This is a genomic window from Paenibacillus sp. MAHUQ-63, assembly GCF_028765165.1.
GTDB lineage: Bacteria > Bacillota > Bacilli > Paenibacillales > NBRC-103111 > Paenibacillus_E.
In genome coordinates this window covers 1,553,023-1,572,886 of sequence record NZ_JARADB010000003.1, presented here as the reverse complement: position 1 = coordinate 1,572,886, position 19,864 = coordinate 1,553,023, and the positions used below count along the sequence as shown (strand labels likewise).

The window sequence follows — 19,864 nt, the reverse complement described above, 5'->3', positions numbered from 1 at the left end:
CCGTACTCAGCTTAGTTGGCTTGGCCAAAGCACTAAGCTGGTGCGGTCTTTTTCTGCGCCGAGAAGCTTTAATGCTGCCTGCTCGGGCGCTTCGGTGATGCGGACGCCGTTCCATGCGTCGACCACGATTTTGCGCAGCTGATGCTGCTTGAGCAGCTGCCGGAACATCAGCTTCAGCTCCTGTGCGGTAGCGGCATCGTCCTGAGGCTGGTCCGAACCTGATGCCAGCCGGTAGACACGTTTGCCGTTATTTTCGATCCAATACAGCCACTCGCTGCCCCTAAGGGCCAAGTAGTTGCCGCTCTTGCGCGAGAAGGCGATACCGGATAGCTCCGGCCATGGGACCAGCAAGCCGAAGGGGTTAGCCGGATCGACGGCGCTTACGAGCGTGAAGGCGGTCGGGCGGTCGGGCACCGGTTCGGCCTTCTGCTGCAGCTGGCGGATGAATGTTTTAGAGGCGAACTGTAGAGCGTGCAGGTCGGCGATAAACAGCCCCCGGACGACAAGCCCCCATTCCTCCAGCTGGCGCAGTGCCGTATGAATCGTTTCCCACGGATATGGACAAAGCGTGGAAACGAGCTCTTTGGTCACCAAGCCGAAACGCTCCAGCAGGTGGTGCGTCCACTGCATGGCGGACGACTGGCGGTCGAAAGCCGGGTTATGCCAGGTGCTGAGGGCATACCACCGGCCTAGGCCGGACTGGAACTTATCCCCCTTCTTCGAGGGGGACGGTCCGGTTGCGTGCAGTCGAAGCGGCGCGAACTGATCGTTGGCGGCATGACCGTCCCAGACGAGCTGAAGAAGCTCTTCCAACAGGACGGACGGAGTTTGGCCGGTTTCCAGACCGAGCTTGCTCAGAAAGACGGCGCCCTTATTCTGCAGGAGGCCGAGCAGCTCCGGGCGGGATGGCGGCCTATGCTGCATGGCGGCGAGCCAAGGCTCATAGAGCGCTGAGCTTTCCGTCAGGAAGAAGGCGATGCGCCCTTCTTTCTCATCGGGGTCCTTGCGCCCGATCCATAGGATTTCACCGGAGGAACATAAAGTGTCGAGATCCTGCTTGCGGTAGCTTATCTGTCTGGCGGGAAATAGCACGGATTCCCAAAGTGAGACCGGAAGGAACAGTCCTTGCAGATCGGCAATGATGTCCCGAAGCGCTTCCATGCCCGGAGTTTCTACGCGGTCTGTCAGCTTTCGCATAAGCGGCATACGTGTCAGCATGGCGAGCGGGGATATAGCCGAGCTATCCCGTCTGAGAATCTGCAGCGACTGGCGCACCAAGCGCGAGGCGACTTTGGAGCTTGTCCACAGCTCTTCCGTGTCCGGATCGGCGAAAGGTGCGGCTTCAATGGCCCGGGCTTGGACCGCTTCCGCTATCCATGCATCAACAGAATCAGTATCCAGTCCATAGCGGACCTGAAGCTCCATCGCGGTGAAAGACATTCTTCCGTCGGCATATCTTTGGAAGATGAACGTTCTGGCAAGAGGATCTTGGGCCAAGTCTTTGTAAAACTCCTCTTCATCCCGGCATATATACCGGATTACGCCGGCTGTAGAGACAGCTGCAGTTCGGCCCTGCGCCGTCAACTCACGCATCCACACCTCGATTTGCCCCTCCGCCAACGCTCCAGCCTTGGCAAGCTCGGAAGCCGATGCATCGCCTCTCTCTTTCAAATAACGGTAGACTTCCTGCGAGGAAGCCCACGGTTCATCTGCGCTCGTGAGCTTGCTTGCTTCTTGGGCTGCGACTTCGGGATCGATGGCATTGCGCACGGTTGCCTCTCCGAAAATATCGGCCGCCATCTGCCTGCTGAAGCCCAATAACTCCACTTGCAGATCCCGTGATAAGGCATCGGATTCATATATTTTCTGCGCTACGTAATCGGCTTGGAACTGTGCCGCCAGCGGTGAAGGGAAGTGATTGCGGTGAAGAGCGAATTCGATGCCGCCTGCTTCGATGTCGTGCAGAATCGTGCGCAGATGCTCGAGATCGACCTGCTCTTCCAGACATTCGCGCATCGCCTCCTGAAAAAGCGGAAACCGCTCTTTGAAAGGCAGCGCTTCCTTCATCAGTTCCTGCCCGCGCAGCCGCTTCAGCCAAGCCGGCATCCGGGTAAAGCTGCGGGATAGCAGCAGGGACGTCTCAGCGAGCCGCTGAAATGCTGCGCCGAACATGCCGGATTCCGCGACCGCCCCGATTATGTGAGGCTCCGCCTCCTCATAAGTGAGCGACATGACGGACTGGATGACCGCTTCCTGAAAGCTGGGGAAGATCAGCTCGATACCGTTGTCTTTGGCATTCGTATATAGGGCTTGGTGGCCTTCACGCTCGAGCTGTTTCTCCAGCGCCATGAGCCAAGTGCGGTTCACTTTGCGCCCGAACAGGCTGTGCAGCACATAGTGGGTCTGATTCTGCTCATCGGCGAACGATTCGATGACGACGGTCGTATCGCTCGGAACCGTATTCACCGCGATTTGATTGCGGATGAGGCTGATCAAGGCGCGGCTGGCTTCCGTATCGAAAGCGTAGCTTTCCATCAGCCATGCTTGCACGTCAAGGTCCCCTTCGGTGTGTGATTGCGCATGCAACCGGTCACGAAGCTCGCGCCACAGCTGCCCCGTCTGAACGCCTAGCTGGAACGATTTCCCACCGGTTTCCCCGCGCCAGAAAGGGATTTCGCTGTACCGGTTCTCGGCTTCCTGGACATAGATCCGCTCAGGCCGTTTGCGCACGATGCGCCATGAAGCCGTTCCAAGCTGGAATACGTCGCCGACCGACGATTCGTGAATGAATTCTTCATCCAGCTCGCCTAGATGAAGTCCGGTTTCGTTATGGTGCACGGGATAGGCCGTGCTCTGCGGTATAGTGCCCGCGCCTGTCAGCGCGGCCATCTGGGTGGCCGCCACCCGTTCGAGGCGGCCGGATTCGCGGTCCCATGCGATAAGCGGGCGCACGAAGGGGTATAATCCCGCGAGCACCTCCAGCATCGCGAGCCAGCGCTCCTGCGGCAGCTCGCGGAAGGAGTCGCTCCGGGCGAGCAGACGCGCGAGGCGCGTCACATCCAGCTCGTCGCCCAAGGCTGTCATGGCGACGAGCTGCTGCGCCAGCACATCGAGGCTGCCGCGCGGGATGCGGATCGCCTCGATGTCGCGCGCGGCAATGCGCCGGCTGAGCACCGCGAGCTCCGGCAGCAGGCTGCGGCTGCGCGCAAGCAGCACGCCGCGCGATACGCTGCCGACGGCGTGGCCGGCGCGGCCGATCCGCTGGATACCTGCGGCAGCGGTGAAGGGCGAGTCGATCTGGATGACCAGATCGACATGGCCGACGTCGATGCCGAGCTCCAGCGACGACGTGGCGACGAGGCAGCGGAGCTCGCCTGCCTTCAGCTGGCGCTCGACCTCGAGCCGGATCTCGCGGGCGACGCTGCCGTGATGGCTGCGGGCGATTTCATGACCGACGTGGTCATTGAGCCGCAGCGTGATCCGTTCGCACAGCCTGCGGCTGTTCGCGAAGATGAGGACCGTGCGGCAGCCTTCCATGAGCTGCAGCAGGCGATCAACCAGAGGCGTCCAGACTGCCTCCTGGTCAGCTCCTGCTCCTGCCCGCGCCGGCTCCGGCATGGTCACCTGCAGCGCGTAGCGCTTCTCGGCGCGGCTCTCGATGATCGCGACGGGGCGCGGCGTGTCCGCCTCCCATCCGCCGAGAAAGCGCGCGACCCGCTCGATCGGCTTCTGCGTCGCGGACACGCCGATCCGCTGAACGGCTCGTCCGCACCAGGCGTCGAGCCTTTCCAGCGTCAGCGACAAATGCATCCCGCGTTTGTCCGCCGCGAGATCGTGGATTTCGTCGACGACGATTTGTTCCACGCTCTTCAGCATCTCCCGCGCCCGCGGGGACGTGAGCAGCAGATAGAGCGATTCCGGCGTCGTCACGAGCAGATCCGGCGGATGCTTGAGCATGGACGCCCGCGTGCTCTGCGTCGTATCGCCGGTGCGGACGCCGACGCGAAGCCCTTGCCAGTCTTCTTGGGTGTCGAGTGTGAGCGTGGCGACCAGTTCCTCAATCTCCCGCATGAAATGAAACAGATGGTCGTGTATATCGTTATTCAGCGCTTTGAGCGGTGTCACCACCAGCACGCGTACGCCGGCCGCATAGCTGTCGCCCTCGCGCTGCTTCTTATGCAATGCGCTGTCCATGCAAGGCAGCAGAGCCGCCAATGTTTTGCCTGAGCCGGTAGGGGATGAGATCAGAGTGTGGGTACCGCTGCGAATTTGTTGCCAAGCTTGCTTCTGCACGTCGGTCGGCTCGCCGAAGCGCGATGTGAACCATAATTGTAGAATTGGGTGAAAATGGGCCAATGATTCATCCCGTGCCTGTTCTTGTTCCTGTGCCATTCGAGCGTCGCTCCTTACATGCAATTTCTTCCAACATAGCATAATGGCGGTGCTTACGCCAATCGGTTGATAGTGAAAATTTTATCCGACACTACCCTCCTAAAAATTACCAAGTCGACGAACCCATTTGATGTAGTCATTCGCTAAGAAGGAGAGTGTGTGTAGCTTGAAGCTCAAAAAAATCATCGCGACAGGCCTTGCCGTTGTTACGATCATGGGGAGCAGTACAGCCGTTATGGCCAAAGACAATGGGAATGGCAATGGAAACGGCAACGGTAATGGCAATGGTAATGGCAATGGGAACGCTTATGGCAAGTGGAAAGACAACGGGAAAGCTGAAATTCATCTCACGTTTGAAGATTTGAAGAATGCAGAGTGGGCCATACGATATATTGCAAGTTTAGCTTCGAAGCGTGTATTTGAAGGTTATGAGGATGGTACGTTCAAACCGCATAATACCGTGACGCGGATAGAAGCGATCACAGCAGCCGTTCGTCTAATGGGACTTCGCAGCCAAGCGGAATCATCGGCCGAAATGAGCACACGACTCAACTTCAAAGATGCGGATAAAATTCCTGCTTGGGCCGTAGGCTATGTGGCCGTTGCGTTAGAGAACGATCTGTTCTCGGAAAACGACGACATGGTGCAGCCTTCGAAGGAAGCGGACCGGCTGTGGGCGACGACGCTTCTCGTCAAAGCCTTGAAGCTGGAAGCCCAGGCCAAAGCGAAAATGAATACGACGCTGCCTTTCAAGGATGCGAAGCAAATTCCGGCCGGCTCTGTCGGCTATGTCGCTGTGGCGTTGGAAAAAGCGTTGATCGACGGCTTCGAGGACAACACCTTCCGGCCGAATCAGCCTGTGACGCGAGCACAGCTAGCCGCATTGCTTGATCGGACTGGCGGTCAATTGCCGGATCAAACGAACGGCACGATAACAGGAACCGTGGATAGCGTTACGGGTACTTCCTCCTTGGTGATGACAAGTTCGGGCATAACGACGACGTATGCTCTGCATCCGGACGTTTTTGTGTACCGTAACGGAACCAAGGTAAGCCCGTCGGCCCTGCTGGCTGGGGACGAAGTGAAAGTGCGCACTTTTAACAATCAAATCATCTATATTGAAGTGACCAAATCTGTACAAACGACAATCTACAGCGGCATTATCAGTGCGGCGGTAGCGAACAATACATTGACGCTGACGAAGTCTGGCGTTACCTCTACATTAGCTTTCCATCCGGATATCGTCGCTTACCGCAATGGGGTTCGTGTGAGTCCGTACGAATTGAAAATCGGCGATGAAGTGAACATCCGCACCTCCGAGAACAAAGTCATTTACGTCGAAGTGATCCGTCCGGTCGTACCTGTTTCCACCAGCGGCACCGTTGCGGCGGCCGTAAGCGGCAATGTGCTGAAGCTTACCAAATCCGGCGTGACTTCCGATTATACGCTGCATTCGGATGTCGTCGTATACCGTAACGGTGTGAAGGTTGCCGTATCCGCTCTGCAGGTTGGCGATGAAGTCAATGTGCGGACATCGGAGAATAAAGTGATTTTCATCGAAGTGACGCGCACGGCGCAAGCGATCACCAATAGCGGGACTATTACAGCCGCTGTCAGCAATAATGTGCTCAAGCTAGTGAAAGATGGCGTGAATTATGAAATCATCGTGCATCCGGATGCGATCATATACCGCAATGGAGTGAAGGTTACCGCTGCCGCTCTGCAGGTTGGCGATGAAGTGAACGTTCGCACCTCGGAGAACAAGGCTATTTATATTGAAGTGACTAAAATGGTGCAGCCTATCATAACCAACGGGACGGTTAGCGCCACTGTTGTCAATAATGAGCTTAGGCTCACGAAATCGGGTGTAACTACGACATTTGTGCTGCATCCGGACGTCATCGTCTATCGTAACGGAGTGAAAGCGGGTGTGGGTGACCTCAAAATCGGCGATGAGGTCGATATTCGCACCTCCGACAATAAAGTCATTTATATTGAAGTGACGAAAATGGTGGATGCGAATGTGTCCTTCGATGTGACCGGCAAAATGAAAGGAACGACCCTCAATTCGGCAGGCGGCCTGGCGACGATTTCAATTGAGCGATCCGTAAACGGCAGTGTGCAAACGGTGGTCTATCAAGTCGCGTCCACTGTCACGATCTCCGGCAACCTGTCCTTGTTTAAGGAAGGGCAGCAGATTCAGCTGAAAGGGACGAATAATGTTGTTACTTCGATTACGGTTAAGTAATGGCACGTTGGGAGTAGGAGTAGGAGTAGGAGTTCCAGGTTAAAGTGTAAGAGCAGGTGTAGAAGTTGGGGTTGTCGAGGAAGAGCAAGGGTGAGTGTAGGGGGAGTAAGGCAGGAGTGAAGTAGGAGTAAAAGTAGTATAGCAGTAGCAAAGCAGTAGTGAAGAAGGTGTAAGTAAAAGTAAGGGTAAGAGTAGGAGTAAGTGATCGAGAGCAAGAGTAAGTGATCAAGAGCAAGAGTAAGTGAGCCGAGAGCAAGAGTAAGTGATCGAGAGCAAGAGTAATGATAGAACGGGGCAGGTACAAGTAGATAGAGAAGCAAGTGGAGTATGGGAATTTCGGTTAGTTTACGTACGGGAGTAGAAGGAGCTAGTAGAACGGTGGTATGGGAGTAGGTAAGTGCAAGGGTAGAAGCAGGAGCAGTAGCAGTGGCAGCAGTAGCAGCGCAGCGGAAAGTAGGAGCAGAAGCAGAAACAGAAGCAGAAGCATGAACAGTAGCACAGGGGCAGTAGCAAAAGTATAAACAGTAGCACATCAGAAGCAGAAGCAAGAGCAGGACCAGCACAAGCAAAAGTAGAAGCAAGAGCAGGAGCAGCACAAGCGAAAGTAGAAGCAGGAACAAAGATAGAAGTAGAATTAGAAATAGAAGTAAAAGTAGAAGTAGACTCAGGAGCAGCAGTAGCGGCAGTAGCAGCAGCATCAGTAGCGGCAGTAGCAGCAGTAGCAGAAGCAGCAGAAGTAGCAGAAGTAGTAGCAGAAGCAAGGACTAGAGCAAAACATGGGCAGAGCAGGTGCCGCAGCAGCGAGTAAAAGAAGGAATAGAAGTAGAAGCAGACGCAGGAGCAGGAGCAGAAACAGAAGCAGGAGCGAGTAAAAACAGTAGCAGTAATGGGAGAAGTAGCAAGAGCGGTGCAGGTTGAGGAGCAGGAAAGGAAGTAGAGCAGTGGAAGAAGTCCCGTGCGGGGCTTCTTTTTTTATGGGTACCTTGTGTTACTCAGCTAGGCTAGCGCACGTAGGGCACTAGCCTAGCATGGGTCCGCCCCCGCTAACGGACAGAGCGGCCCTTATTCATTGGGAGAGGGCCACGTTACCAATGTAACGGACACCAGTGCCGTTATTTGCCTAGTTGAACCCATTCTCGCCTAAGAATTGGCGAAATAAGGTCGCTGCTGTCCGTTAGAAAAGAAACGGGATGCATTTCGCCCATATAACGGCTGCTGTGTCCGTTAGAGCTGTCACAGAGCTCTAGTCTTAGGTCGATGACCCATACGACATGGTTGAGAGCACAGCGACAAGGAAATAGGATGCGCTATTTCACGAGAAAACAGCCAATCAGCCGCCGAAGGGGAAATAGGATTCCTTATTTCATTCAAAATGGCATGCCTGAGGCTGTATTCCTGCAAATAAGGCACTATATTTCCGCTTAGCCAAGATATCAGCCGATTTTATCGCAAATAGAGGAACGTATTTCCGCGCGCGCAAGCAAAAAAAATTAGCCCTCAATAAAGGGCTAAAATAACGGCGATATCATTATCGTTAAATTCAAAGGCGCCTTCCGCTGATTTGGTGAACTGGTGGCCTCTAGACTCAATATATTGGCAGAGCCGGAGCAGAATGCCAGGTTCCACGTTCAGGAGTTGTGACAGGGAAAACACGTTTTTTTGTTCGGCGATCACGTCTATCATGCGGGGTAAAAGCCTCCTAAAGATGTAATGTACTTGCTCTTATCATAGTACATGCCTGAGATCGGTTGTTGTCGAAATGTTGGGTTAACAAAACGTTCACATAGTGCGGGAGATCTTGTCTGCAACATAAAAGCCCTCGAATCCTCCAATGGAGGCTCGAAGGCTTACATGGATCCCTCTGCTGACGGAATCAGATCTTTAATTCCCCAAGCTTGATCAGTTCTACAACCGCTTGTGAACGACCCTTTACGTTCAGCTTTTGCATGACATTGGAAATATGATTTCTCACAGTTTTCTCACTGATGAAAAGCTGCTGTGCGATATCCTTCGTCGTTTTGTCCTGCACTAATAGTTCGAATACTTCGCGTTCGCGGTTTGTAAGTAGAAATTTGTTTTTGTGGTCGCTGCCCATGGATGTGTGTCACCCCTCCTTGCTCGGGTATTGGGAAATACAAGGTTTAGGGATACAGTCAAAATTAGTTTATGAAGGGCTGTTGCCAATGGTGCGGTCCATGGCTAAAAATAGGCGATCTCTTCTTTTGAGTTTCTTTCCGTGGCATGGTAAGCTGAAATGAGGCATTTTCTTTGGGCAGAGGGGGCGTAACGGATGTTCAAACGCGATTATTTTATGCGGCAGATCGAGCAAATGACACTGGTGCTGCACCGCATTCTTTTTAATAAGGAACACATCCAGTTGGAGGATGCTCAGCAGCAGTTGGATGAAGCCAGCCGCCACCTGCTCGGACTCCATATTCATTCGCTTCAGGCGTTGTCGAGCAAGGATATCCTGGAGCTGCTGTCCTATCAGGGGAATCTGGACACGGCGAAGGCGATGGTGATCGGGGACATGCTTGTGGGGCATGGAGATTTGCTGAAGCAGCATGAGGAAACCGACGGGGCGTATCGCGCCTATCTGAAATCGTTGGATCTGCTGCTTCACTTGTCGCTTTCTCCGCAAGTAGCGCCTGAGGATGAGGAAACAGCGGAGATTACATCCCGCATTCAGGCCAGCTTGGGAAGGCTGCAGTCTTGGGTGATTCCCGAAGATGTGCAGAGACTGCTCTTTGCCCACTATGCCAAAATGGGTGATTATGCAAAGGCGGAGGATGTCATTTTCCATTATATGGAGGATCATCCGGGACAATCGGAGTTTCTCCGGCAAGGCACTGCTTTCTATGAAGCTCTGTTGGAAACGGATGAAGATCGTCTCGAAGCAGGCAATTTCTCCCGAGAAGAAGCTGCCGAAGGCTTGCGAATTGTGCGGTCGAAGTTGAACTCATTTGAAATTCCTAATCATCATAAATAGAAATTGAAGGTGTGACAACAAAATGGCTTGGTATCAGGAAAGTTTCGGGAATGACTATTTGCTCGTATACAAGCATCGGGACATGCAGGGCGCTTATCATGAAGTGAAAAAGATGATCGACTGGCTCGACTTGCCCCAAGGGGCCGAGGTGCTGGACTTATGCTGCGGGATGGGCAGACATTCGCTGGCATTGGCGGACTTCGGCTATCAAGTTACGGGCGTGGACTTGTCCGAGGTTCTGCTCTGTGAAGCGGTGAAGCTTGATCAAGACAAGCGGGTCAACTGGCTGCGCGGTGATATGCGGAATGTTCCGATCCGGCACGAGTTCGATGCCGTGGTGAATTTGTTTACTTCATTCGGCTATTTCGACGAGGATGAGCAGAACGAACGGGTGTTCCACGAGATGAACCGTTTGCTTAACCAAGGCGGCCGTTTCATCGTCGATTTCCTGAATCCGGTCTATATTCAAAAGCATTTGGTCCTGCAGTCCGAAAGGACGGAAGGGGACCTGCGTATTCGCGAAGCCAGAGCGATCGAGGATGGCTGCGTGCGCAAGCGAATAGTAATTTCGCAAGAAGGTCTTGCGGAGAGGAATTATTTGGAACAGGTGAAGCTGTACGACCGGGCGGCGTTCGAAACGATGCTGCACCGCGCGGGATTACATATCGACCATGTGTACGGCGGGTATGAAGGCCAGGCTTACGAGGCGGATGCTTCCAGCCGGATGATTTTTGTGGGGCGCAAGGAAGGATGACAGGCGAATGAACATCGTGACAGAACATACAGATACAATAACGCAAGTGAAGGTGCCGTTGCCCTTTCCGCTGCGCTGGGTGAACGCTTATTTGATCCGCGGCAGCCGGGGCTACACCGTAATCGATCCGGGGCTGCACACCCCGGATGCGGAGGCGCGCTGGCAGGAGGTGCTGCAGCAGCGCGGCATCGCCTTCGAGCACATCGAGCAGATTGTGCTCACGCACCACCATCCCGACCATTACGGGATGGCCGGATGGTTCCAGGAGCGCACGGGCGCGCCGGTTCTCCTCTCGGAGACCGGGTACGCGCAAGTGCAGCTCCTGTGGGGCGCGGAGCAGCCGATGTCGGCGCTGCTGCTGGCGCTTTTCGCCCGGCATGGCTTCCCGGAAGCCGGGCTTGCGGAGATGACGAAGCACATGGAGAGCTTCGTCGAGCTGGTTTCGCCGCAGCCTCAGGTGACGCTGCTGCGTGAAGGACCCGTGCGCCTCGGAGACCGCGTGTACGAAGCCATCGAGACCCCCGGCCATGCCGCGGGTCATCTGGTCTTCTACGATGCCGAGGCGGAGGTGATGTTTTGCGGCGACCATGTCCTGCCGCAAATATCGCCGAACGTTTCCTTCCTCCCGCAGGTGGAAGAGAATCCGCTCGGCGCGTACTTGACCAGCCTGCAGGAGATCGGCAGGCTGAAGGTGCGCATGGCTTACCCGGGACACCGGGAGCCATGGCAGGGCTTTAATGCGCGCACGGAGGAGCTCGTGCGCCATCATCATGAGCGGCTCGCGCTCATGGAAGGGCAGCTAAGCGCGCCGCTGAGCGCTTATGAGGTATGCCGGGCGACGTTCGGCGACCGGCTCAGCATTCACCAGATGAGGTTCGCGCTGTCGGAGACGATCGCGCACCTCATCCTGCTCGAAGCGGAGGGACGCATCCGCGCAGCCGACCCGGCAGCGGAGCTGATCCAATATGTCGCAGCGGGCAGAAGTTCATAGCTGCTTGACACCAATAAACCCTCATGACCAATTACGTCATGAGGGTTTATTGTGTTACTTCAGTATTGTGTTACTTCAGAGGCTTACTGTACGTCGGTATATTATTATGCGCCAGCCGGCCGCAAGCCGCGGCGACGATGCCGCATACCATATCGTCGATGAACGTGTTGCATTTGCCCTCGGAGTGATCGCTGTCGAGGTCTTGGATGATTCCGAGTTTCTCCTTATCGAGGTACCCGAAATTTGTGAGCGCAATCGTCCCGTACATGAGCGGAACTGCGGTTGCGATGCTTTCGTCCACCCCGAACAGCCCTTCGTCCTGGCCGACAATATGGTTATACTGCGGCTTGAATTCGCCGGCTTCGACGGCCGTATCGATTTTGATCGCCAGCTGAAGCGCATGGAACGTCTGCTGCTTGCGCAGCACCGCAAGGATATGCTCTTCGCATAGCTTGCGCTCCATATCCGGATTATAAGGCCGCTGAAGCTGATCCAGGATCTCGACCATATCTTCCAACTGCACGCCTCTTGCTGCGAGCATGTCGAGATTGCGCTGCGTATAATCGATCTTCACATTCTCCGAAATAATGACGCTTGCCGTCGAGGCGACAATGGCGCAGATGCCCTTGGATATAAACGACTTCGGCCGTTTCGTCGGAAAGAAGAAACGGAATTTGCAATCGACAAATCCGAAGAGAGAAGCCGCGCCGCTGCCGTACAAGCCGCAGATGGACATTGCGATCGTACGATGAACGTTATAAGCGGGATCTTTCATGCTGGCGAGCAGCTCGGAATCGTGTTTGACCTTTTTTTCCAGCTCCATGAGCGTGGACATGACATTGTAAGTTTCGGTTTTGCTCAGAACGCCAAGTAAAGTCGACGCAATCATTTCGTGCGGAATTTTCTTGATGCCTTTGATTTCGACGAGCAGACGGGCTACAGCTTCTTCGATGACGGCTTGCGGGTAGTGGCTGAACACCTCTTCCCGGAATTCATTGAAAATGAGTGTTTTATCTTTGAGGAATGTTCTCATGATAGGCCCTCCAGTATAGGGATCTTTCTATGTGCAACTCGGTTATGTTACCAAGTATAGCATATCATTTCCAATAGCTGAAAACGTGCGGAAGCTGCGCGCTTTTCAGCTATTTTGTTTTTTTCATAGAGTGGACAAAAAGTAGTTATAAATCGGACAAAGCTCCGTATACATATTAATACGAACAAGCAGTGTACAGGCCAAGCCGAAAAAAATACACGGCAGATGCTTCCTGGCAAGCTTCTGCAAAACTCGAAGGAGGAAATAAGCAAATGAAACATCAACATTGGATTCGTTCAGCCGCTATCGCGGGGGTGATTGCCTTGCTGACCACAGGATGCTCGGTCCTGGGCACAGGGAAGAAGAGTGACATCGATGCACCTCCGACCACGGGTGCGGAAGCAGACGCGAAAACCACATCGGCCGCGGTCACGATTGATATGGCGGAAGAGAACTCAGCCCAAATGACAGTCTATGTGAAGGATGCCAAAGGCTTCGTCGCACCGCTCAGTCTGGGATTGCCCAAGACGGTATCCGTAGCGAAAACGACGCTGGAGTACATGGTTGACGGAGGTCCTGTTGCGAGCCTGCTCCCATCCGGCTTCCAAGCGCTGCTCCCGCAGGGGACGAAAGTAATCAGCTTGAACGTCACCAACGACAAACGGGCGATCGTAGACTTCTCCAAAGAGTTTCTTGCCTATGATCAGCAAAATGAGAGAAAAATATTGGAAGCCATCACGTGGAATTTGACAAACTTCCCAACGGTTGAGAAAGTGCAGCTGCGTGTTGAAGGCAAAGACCTCAAAGAAATGCCGAAAGGGAAAACCCCGCTTGACACGCCGTTGGCCCGTTCGATGGGGATTAACTTAGAGAAGGCTGAAGATGCGGAGTTCGGGCAATCGACGCCGGTGACACTCTATTTCCTGAATCAGAACGATCAAAATTATAAGTACTATGTACCGGTCACACGGCTCGTGAAAAGAACCGATAACATCGCGCAAGCGGTCGTCGACCAATTAATCAAAGGGCCCGACCAGAAGAAAGGGCTGACATCCGTTCTGAATGCGACAACGCAGGTCAAGAGCATTCAGCCGGCGGACTCCCTTGTGACGGTTGACTTCTCGAACAAGCTTCTCGGCGCAGACAATAAGGCTTCCACGGATGCGCTGCAGTCGGTGATTCTTTCCTTGACCGAGAATACGCCGTTCAAACAAGTGCAAATTAAAGTGGACGGTTCCGTGAAGTTCACGACATCGGACAACAGCCAGACCTACACCAAGCCGGTGCTCAGACCTAATCAGATTAACCCTTCAAAGCTGTAATAGCTTGTACCGCTCTATAGCCCCTTATGCAGTCACTTGCATGGGGGTTCTTATTTTATGTGGATTTATTCCCGGGATTATTTACAAGTCAAAAAAGTTGCGCATGCTGTCGAGATAACTTAGTATTAATTAGGAATAATACTGATAGAATACTCCATCTTAATGGGGCGAGAGCAATTAGCTTCGGTTCGAAGCAACAGGAGGAGAATACGATTAAAATGCGCATTGGCGGAAGAACGAACGAAGAAATACGTCCCATGATAATAACCCCACATTACATAAAACATGCTGAAGGTTCCGTGCTGATCGAAGTTGGCGATACCAAAGTGATTTGTACGGCAACTGTGGAGGAGCGCGTTCCTCCGTTCTTGAAAGGGCAGGGCAAGGGCTGGGTAACCGCTGAGTACTCCATGCTGCCTCGTGCGACACAGGTTAGGAATCAGCGTGAGTCTGCCAAGGGCAAGCTTGGCGGCCGCACTATGGAAATTCAACGCTTGATCGGCCGGGCGCTGCGCTCCGTCGTTAATTTGGAAGCGCTGGGCGAGCGCTCCATTACGCTGGATTGCGACGTCATCCAAGCCGACGGCGGAACGCGTACGACATCCATTACCGGCGCTTTCGTTGCCATGGCATTTGCCATCAACAAGGTGGCCACGGAGAAAAATTTGGCGAAGTTCCCGATTAACGACTTTCTGGCTTCCGTTTCCGTCGGAGTCATCGGCGATACGCCGCGCCTTGATCTGAATTATGAAGAGGATTCGCAGGCGAAGGTGGACATGAACGTTGTGATGACAGGGCAAGGTCAATTCGTCGAAATTCAGGGCACGGGTGAAGAGGCACCGTTCTCGCGCAAGGAATTGGATGAGCTGCTGCTGCTCGCAGAGGCGGGCATTCGTACGATGATCGAAGAGCAGAGCAAGGTGCTCGGCCCGATCGCTGACCGTATTCGAGGTGTTCAACATGCGGCTTCGAAGTAATATCGTCGTCATTGCAACACGCAATGAAGGGAAAGTGAAGGAGTTTGAACGGCTGTTCGGCGCCAAAGGGTATAAGGTTCGCAGTTTGGCGGATTATACGGACTTGCCGGATATCGTAGAAAGCGGCGAGACGTTCGCCGAGAACGCGCGGATCAAGGCGCAAATCATATCGGCGCATCTGCACGTTCCCGTGCTCGCCGATGACTCCGGATTGTGCGTGCAAGCGCTGGGTGGAGCGCCGGGCGTATACTCGGCCCGCTATGCGGGCGAGCAAGCCACCGATGCGGATAACAACGCCAAGCTGCTGCATGCTTTGCATGCGGCCGCGCCGGCCGAAGAAATTCCGGCGGATGGGACGCATCCCAAGCTTCTTAGCGAAGCGTCTTTCGTGTGCGCGCTTGCGCTCATTGATCCTGTTGCGAACGAGACGATTGAAGCCGAGGATTCCTGCCGCGGCTATATTATTGCAGAAGAGCGCGGCGAAGGGGGCTTCGGGTATGATCCGTTGTTCTATATTCCTGCGCTCGGCCGAACGATGGCGGAGCTTACAGTGGAAGAAAAGAATGAAATCAGCCACAGGGCCAAAGCTTTACGGCTGTTTTTGGATCGCTTGCCGGATCAGAACGGCTGATTATACCAAAGACCTGCTTCCACATATCGTGGACAGCAGGTCTTTTTGATTTTTAACGGATAGATATCTTGTAGTGACGCAGCCACGTATCCACTTGTGCCAAGTAGGCGAACATTTGGGGTCCTGTCATCAATTGACCGAACCATGGCAGGTCGAAGTCGTTGTTATCCGAGCTCGCCAAGGCGCGAATTTTTTTCACATCGATGAAAGGGAGCAGCGGTGAACTGGGATCATCCAAAATTTCCAGCACCCACTTGCGCACAGCCGCCAAATAATTCGGATTATGCGTTTTTGGGTACGGGCTTTTCTTACGGGTCAGAACATCGTCCGGGAGAACGCCTTTCAAGGCTTTGCGCAAAATGCCTTTTTCCCGGTCCCCCGACGTTTTGATTTCCCAAGGAATGTTCCACACATACTCTACGAGACGGTGATCGCAGAAGGGCACCCGGACCTCGAGCCCGACGGCCATGCTCATGCGGTCTTTGCGATCGAGCAGCGTCGGCATGAACCGGGTAATGTTGAGATAAGACATTTCCCGCATGCGGTTTTGCTGACCTGTCTCTCCGGCGAGCCGCGGCACTTCGCTTAACGCTTGCTGGTACCGGTTGCTGACATACTCGACCGGTTTGATCCAGTCCACCAGATCGGGGGCGAGCAGGTTCACCCGGTTAGGCAGTTTGAGCGACCAAGGGAAGGTCGACGCATTTAAGGCTTCCTCATTATGAAACCACGGATATCCGCCAAAAATTTCATCGGCCGCTTCACCGGAAATGGCGACGGTAGCCTCCTTCTTAATTTCCCGGCAAAACAAATAAAGGGACCCGTCGACATCGGCCATCCCCGGCGTATCCCTGGCAAACACGGCTGTTTTCAAGGAATCCACAAGCTCAGGTGTGTCGAATTCGATGAAGTGGTGCTCGGTGCCGAGATGCTCCGTCATTCGTTTGATCCACGGGGCGTCCGCATTCGGTTGAAACAGATTGGCTTTAAAATGCTTATCATTGTCTTTATAATCCACTGAAAAAGTGTGCAGGGCGCCTTTCCCGCTATTTTTGTAATGCTCGGCCGCAAGGGAGGTCAGGGCGCTGGAATCGAGACCGCCGGATAAAAGCGTACAAATCGGAACATCGGAAATGAGCTGCCGCTGCGCTGTGTCGTTCAGCAGTTCTTGGACATGCTCCGCGGTGGCAGCGACGTCGTGCGGATGCGCGTGGCTCTCCAGCTTCCAGTAGGTGCGAATGGATAAGCCGTTGCGGTCATAAACCGCGCATTGGCCTGGCTTCAGCTCCGACATATTGCGGTAAACGCCATGTCCCGGCGTGCGCGCCGGACCGACTGCGAATATTTCTGCCAACCCTTCGGCACCGACTTCCGCTTGGAAGTCCGGATGGGCCAGGATGGCTTTTGGCTCCGATCCGAATAGAAGAACGCCGTTCTGATGAGAATAAAAAAGCGGCTTTACGCCAAGCCGGTCTCTAACCAAATACAGCGATTGTTCTTGGTCATTCCATGCCGCAAAAGCGAAAATCCCGTTCAAACGGTCTACACAAGCCCGCCCCCATTCCATAAAGGCAACAAGCAGCACTTCCGTATCGCATGTCGTGCGGAAATGATGACCGCGCAGCTCCAGCTCTTTTTTCAGCTCAGGGGCATTATAGAGTTCGCCATTATATACGATTGTATAGGTGTAGTCGCCTTGTTTCCGGACCATGGGCTGAGCGCCGTTCTCCGGATCCATGACACTAAGCCGCCGGTGGCCGAGAGCGCAATGCTGCGAGATCCAGGTGCCGGAAGCATCCGGTCCGCGCAAATGGAGCGTTTCCGTCATATTTTCTAGAATGGACGGGTACCCGGTCAAGTCTTTCCGCCAATCTATCCAACCCGTTATTCCGCACATAGACGTTCCTTCCTTTCTTTATGAAGAGAGCATAATGATAAAAGGTATGCGGAATGGTGGCATATAATGTCTGTCCGAACGTCGAGGGGGGTCGACTTTTCAGACGGATTTTGTGTTTTTAGATGAAGCCTGTTACAATTAATCCAATTCTTACTTACTAAAGGCAAAGGTGATGACGATGAAAAAGAAGCATTCCAAAGCGCAGATTGATTATCTGGCAGCCAGAGAGCATTTTTTACAAATCAGTAATCAAGCGGATAAACGCATTAATGAGTTGAAAGAGGCTGGCAAAGAAATCGGTCAAGCCGAGTTGGAAGAAGTGATCGAGCGCGTCGGCTTGCACCGTGCCTATAATGAGCTGACCCAAGCCGAGAACGTTCTCATCAACTGGACGCAAACCGCCATCAAATCGGAGCCTGCTTTTATCGAGCAACGCAGTCAGATCGAGGAGCTTTATGAGAAAGCCAAAGTGGATGCCGAATCCAGAGGAGCTCTTCTTAATTTAGCTATGCGTTTAAATTTAGAGCTTGCGTGACATGCTAAAAGGGTAGTGCCATTCTTTCTTCAGGAGGCGAATGCTCATGGATAGCCATTTCATCAGCAAACTGCACGACAAGCAGAGGAAAGCCGCGAAGAATTTCAGGACTCAAGGTGACGGTCGACCGGGCAGTAACTTGCCTAACAACAAGCACTAACGTCTAAATGGCACCACCGGGAGCCCGCAGAGAAGTTTCTCTGCGGGCTTTTGTTATGCTCGGGTATTTTCGGGTGTGGTGTTAACGAACCCAGACCCGAACCGAGCCTAGGCCCTGGTCTCCCCGGCCGGCCTAACGGACACAGCGGCGCTTATTTTGCCAAATATCGCCGACTGGTAATTGTAACGGACACCAGTGCCCCTATTTGCCCCATTTTGAAGGAAACATCCCCCGAAATAGGCAAATAAGAGCGCTGGTGTCCGTTAGAAGCGAGGAGGGGGCCTTATCGCGGCAATAACGGCGCTGGTGTCCGTTAGCCCGGCATAAAGTGGTTATTTCATACAGCATATTAGCTCCGCTGTAGCTCCATACTAGTAGAGTGATCAATTCACTTCTAGGAGGAATCATTCATATGGGTGGTAAAGGGAAAAGCATGAAGCAGAAAATACAAAGCACCATCGATCATTCCAAGCAATCGTCGCGGATTCAGTCTAACCTGGACTCTACGGAGCCAGGCCATTTGCCACCGAACCGGCCGCACGTGTAATGCCGAAAAGGAGCCTCCCCGCTCGAGGGGAAGCTCCTTTTTATTTTCTCTTTTGTAGGACCTCCAAAAACTCTCGACTGGCGCTATTGATGAATTCTAGCAGTTCCCGAATTCATAGATAGGCGACCCAAAGGGAGCCATAAAAAGCACATTCCGAGCTAGTCAGAATAACGCACTTATAATAGAAGAGAAAAAATAAAAGACCACGATTTCTCGTGGTCTCTTCGTCTTGCAGAACGTCCCAGGAGGGATTCGAACCCCCGACCGTACGCTTAGAAGGCGTATGCTCTATCCTGCTGAGCTACTGGGACATAGATCACTTCTTACCGCCCGGCTCGTGGCTGTTTGGCGAAGCAAGAGTAATACTATCACATCGTTTTATGGGAAGTCAACCCTTCTTATAAAATTATTTTGCATTCGTGGAAACAATCAAGTAAACTGTCACCAGCGAGAACAAGATCTTGAGGTGATCCAAATAACTGAAGCATCAATGAACAATGTGATTCTTTTTCCGAAAACCATACAGTATTACGAGGATGAACTGACCCGCTTTCTACATAAGGAGCAGTATAGCGACGCTCTCCAGCTGTTGACTTTTCTGCTACAATTTCCGGGAATCGATCCGCTCAAAGCGGAACAATGGGGGGCGCTGCTCGTTTGGCTGCAAACGATGTTTCCCGAGACGATGTTCCCGGATCAGGTGCCGTCCGAGGAAGATTTGGAGGCGGAAGAGGATTTGCTGCGCCAGTACATTCATGAGAAAGCAGCCGATGACGGTGCTTACGCACAGAAACTGATCCAGTCCCTCCGAGAAGGAACATTAGAACAACAAGTGAGCTCTCTGGAGCAGTTGAGCTTCATCGACCGGCCGGAAATTGGCGCAGCCATTAAAGAATGGCTGTACGAGAGACCGCGGCATCCGCACATTCAATTCAAGGCACTGCAGGCGCTGAAGCAGCTTGGGGAACAGGGAATCGTGGAATTCCCCAAGAATGGAACCCGGATTGCTGTAGATATTGAGGAGACTCCGCTGTGCCCGGAGGAATTTCCAATGCAAATCCGTGATATGATTCGCAGAGTAGGGGACATTAGTGAAATAAACCAACCCGATTTTGTTTATTTTGCAAAACAGATGTGGCAGGAATTTCTGGCCTATGCTTACGGAACGTCGCTGTATACGGATTTGGTGCGGACGGAGGAAGGGGCCGTCGACATCTGGGCATCCGCGCTGCATGTGGTTCTTCAAGAGCAGCTGTTCGGATCCGTGGACCGGGAGGAACTGCTTGATACCTACGGAATTGTGGATTCAATGTCACTTCCGTGGAAGCGCGCACACCTTGTCCTGCAAGCGTTTGTGAAGCAGTTTGACCCTGATTCATCAAAGTGAG

16 protein-coding genes and 1 tRNA gene are annotated in these 19,864 nt (G+C 53.4%); 11 read left to right on the top strand and 6 right to left on the bottom strand.

From position 1 onward, the window contains the following. Positions 1–6 precede the first annotated feature (6 nt). Positions 7–4,392 carry a DEAD/DEAH box helicase gene (locus PUT07_RS22755; RefSeq protein WP_274470771.1) on the bottom strand — a complete coding sequence of 1,462 codons (4,386 nt, stop codon included), beginning with the start codon at positions 4,390–4,392 and terminating at the stop codon, positions 7–9. A gap of 166 nt (positions 4,393–4,558) precedes the next feature. On the opposite strand from PUT07_RS22755, the gene PUT07_RS22750 reads away from it, so the two are divergent. Next, the gene (locus PUT07_RS22750; protein WP_274470770.1) at positions 4,559–6,640 is read left to right on the top strand and encodes an S-layer homology domain-containing protein; all 2,082 of its coding nucleotides are present in this window, start codon (positions 4,559–4,561) and stop codon (positions 6,638–6,640) included. Between the two features lie 1,497 nt (positions 6,641–8,137). On the opposite strand, the gene PUT07_RS22745 is transcribed toward PUT07_RS22750, so the two are convergent. Continuing rightward, entirely contained in the window at positions 8,138–8,323 is a 186-nt protein-coding gene (locus PUT07_RS22745; protein WP_274470769.1) for a hypothetical protein, read from the bottom strand. A gap of 190 nt (positions 8,324–8,513) precedes the next feature. Beyond that, a complete protein-coding gene (locus PUT07_RS22740) occupies positions 8,514–8,735 on the bottom strand; it encodes a helix-turn-helix domain-containing protein (RefSeq protein ID WP_028556998.1) in 222 nt (73 codons plus the stop codon). Positions 8,736–8,930: 195 nt separating this feature from the next. Between PUT07_RS22740 and PUT07_RS22735 the strand changes: the two genes are divergently transcribed. The 3 genes from PUT07_RS22735 to PUT07_RS22725 are packed head-to-tail and all read left to right on the top strand — an operon-like array spanning position 8,931 to position 11,374. Beyond that, positions 8,931–9,629 (top strand): DUF6483 family protein, encoded by a 699-nt coding sequence (locus tag PUT07_RS22735; protein ID WP_274470768.1) that lies wholly within the window; start codon positions 8,931–8,933, stop codon positions 9,627–9,629. 22 nt (positions 9,630–9,651) lie between these two features. Then, the gene (locus PUT07_RS22730; RefSeq protein ID WP_274470767.1) at positions 9,652–10,383 is read left to right on the top strand and encodes a class I SAM-dependent methyltransferase; all 732 of its coding nucleotides are present in this window, start codon (positions 9,652–9,654) and stop codon (positions 10,381–10,383) included. Positions 10,384–10,390: 7 nt separating this feature from the next. After that, positions 10,391–11,374, top strand: a complete 984-nt coding sequence (locus PUT07_RS22725; protein ID WP_274470940.1) for an MBL fold metallo-hydrolase — start codon at positions 10,391–10,393, stop codon at positions 11,372–11,374. 70 nt (positions 11,375–11,444) lie between these two features. Here the strand turns inward: PUT07_RS22725 and PUT07_RS22720 are convergent, their stop codons facing one another. Beyond that, a complete protein-coding gene (locus PUT07_RS22720; RefSeq protein WP_274470766.1) occupies positions 11,445–12,407 on the bottom strand; it encodes a phosphatidylglycerophosphatase A in 963 nt (320 codons plus the stop codon). A 272-nt stretch (positions 12,408–12,679) separates the two neighbouring features. Here PUT07_RS22720 and PUT07_RS22715 point away from each other — a divergent pair, with 272 nt between their 5' ends. From PUT07_RS22715 to PUT07_RS22705, 3 genes are all read left to right on the top strand, one after another. Further along, positions 12,680–13,729, top strand: coding sequence for a GerMN domain-containing protein (locus PUT07_RS22715; protein ID WP_274470759.1), 1,050 nt, complete (start codon positions 12,680–12,682; stop codon positions 13,727–13,729). A gap of 218 nt (positions 13,730–13,947) precedes the next feature. Beyond that, a complete protein-coding gene (rph, locus tag PUT07_RS22710; protein WP_274470757.1) occupies positions 13,948–14,706 on the top strand; it encodes a ribonuclease PH in 759 nt (252 codons plus the stop codon). Next, a complete protein-coding gene (locus PUT07_RS22705) occupies positions 14,690–15,337 on the top strand; it encodes an XTP/dITP diphosphatase (protein WP_274470756.1) in 648 nt (215 codons plus the stop codon). Before rph ends, PUT07_RS22705 begins: the two co-directional genes overlap by 17 nt. Before the next feature lie 52 nt (positions 15,338–15,389). On the opposite strand, the gene asnB is transcribed toward PUT07_RS22705, so the two are convergent. Beyond that, a complete protein-coding gene (gene asnB / locus PUT07_RS22700) occupies positions 15,390–17,234 on the bottom strand; it encodes an asparagine synthase (glutamine-hydrolyzing) (RefSeq protein ID WP_274470754.1) in 1,845 nt (614 codons plus the stop codon). A gap of 178 nt (positions 17,235–17,412) precedes the next feature. Between asnB and PUT07_RS22695 the strand changes: the two genes are divergently transcribed. The 3 genes from PUT07_RS22695 to PUT07_RS22685 all read left to right on the top strand — a co-directional run bounded on the left by PUT07_RS22695 (position 17,413) and on the right by PUT07_RS22685 (position 18,476). After that, entirely contained in the window at positions 17,413–17,769 is a 357-nt protein-coding gene (locus tag PUT07_RS22695; RefSeq protein WP_274470752.1) for a hypothetical protein, read from the top strand. A 40-nt stretch (positions 17,770–17,809) separates the two neighbouring features. Beyond that, positions 17,810–17,929 carry a DUF4023 domain-containing protein gene (locus tag PUT07_RS22690; protein ID WP_338000767.1) on the top strand — a complete coding sequence of 40 codons (120 nt, stop codon included), beginning with the start codon at positions 17,810–17,812 and terminating at the stop codon, positions 17,927–17,929. A 412-nt stretch (positions 17,930–18,341) separates the two neighbouring features. Then, positions 18,342–18,476: a hypothetical protein gene (locus tag PUT07_RS22685; RefSeq protein ID WP_274470750.1), complete on the top strand. Its 135-nt coding sequence runs from the start codon at positions 18,342–18,344 to the stop codon at positions 18,474–18,476. 237 nt (positions 18,477–18,713) lie between these two features. Here PUT07_RS22685 and PUT07_RS22680 read toward each other — a convergent pair. Then, positions 18,714–18,787, bottom strand: a tRNA-Arg gene (locus PUT07_RS22680). Positions 18,788–18,966: 179 nt separating this feature from the next. On the opposite strand from PUT07_RS22680, the gene PUT07_RS22675 reads away from it, so the two are divergent. Next, positions 18,967–19,863 (top strand): hypothetical protein, encoded by an 897-nt coding sequence (locus tag PUT07_RS22675; RefSeq protein ID WP_274470748.1) that lies wholly within the window; start codon positions 18,967–18,969, stop codon positions 19,861–19,863. Position 19,864: the final 1 nt, after the last annotated feature.

Coding starts and splice junctions, on each gene's coding strand:
- PUT07_RS22755 (WP_274470771.1), bottom strand. CDS start 4,392: ATGGCACAGGAACAAGAACAGGCACGGGATGAATCATTGGCCCATTTT.
- PUT07_RS22745 (WP_274470769.1), bottom strand. CDS start 8,323: ATGATAGACGTGATCGCCGAACAAAAAAACGTGTTTTCCCTGTCACAA.
- PUT07_RS22740 (WP_028556998.1), bottom strand. CDS start 8,735: ATGGGCAGCGACCACAAAAACAAATTTCTACTTACAAACCGCGAACGC.
- PUT07_RS22735 (WP_274470768.1), top strand. CDS start 8,931: ATGTTCAAACGCGATTATTTTATGCGGCAGATCGAGCAAATGACACTG.
- PUT07_RS22730 (WP_274470767.1), top strand. CDS start 9,652: ATGGCTTGGTATCAGGAAAGTTTCGGGAATGACTATTTGCTCGTATAC.
- PUT07_RS22725 (WP_274470940.1), top strand. CDS start 10,391: ATGAACATCGTGACAGAACATACAGATACAATAACGCAAGTGAAGGTG.
- PUT07_RS22720 (WP_274470766.1), bottom strand. CDS start 12,407: ATGAGAACATTCCTCAAAGATAAAACACTCATTTTCAATGAATTCCGG.
- PUT07_RS22715 (WP_274470759.1), top strand. CDS start 12,680: ATGAAACATCAACATTGGATTCGTTCAGCCGCTATCGCGGGGGTGATT.
- rph (WP_274470757.1), top strand. CDS start 13,948: ATGCGCATTGGCGGAAGAACGAACGAAGAAATACGTCCCATGATAATA.
- PUT07_RS22705 (WP_274470756.1), top strand. CDS start 14,690: ATGCGGCTTCGAAGTAATATCGTCGTCATTGCAACACGCAATGAAGGG.
- asnB (WP_274470754.1), bottom strand. CDS start 17,234: ATGTGCGGAATAACGGGTTGGATAGATTGGCGGAAAGACTTGACCGGG.
- PUT07_RS22695 (WP_274470752.1), top strand. CDS start 17,413: ATGAAAAAGAAGCATTCCAAAGCGCAGATTGATTATCTGGCAGCCAGA.
- PUT07_RS22690 (WP_338000767.1), top strand. CDS start 17,810: ATGCTCATGGATAGCCATTTCATCAGCAAACTGCACGACAAGCAGAGG.
- PUT07_RS22685 (WP_274470750.1), top strand. CDS start 18,342: ATGGGTGGTAAAGGGAAAAGCATGAAGCAGAAAATACAAAGCACCATC.
- PUT07_RS22675 (WP_274470748.1), top strand. CDS start 18,967: ATGAACAATGTGATTCTTTTTCCGAAAACCATACAGTATTACGAGGAT.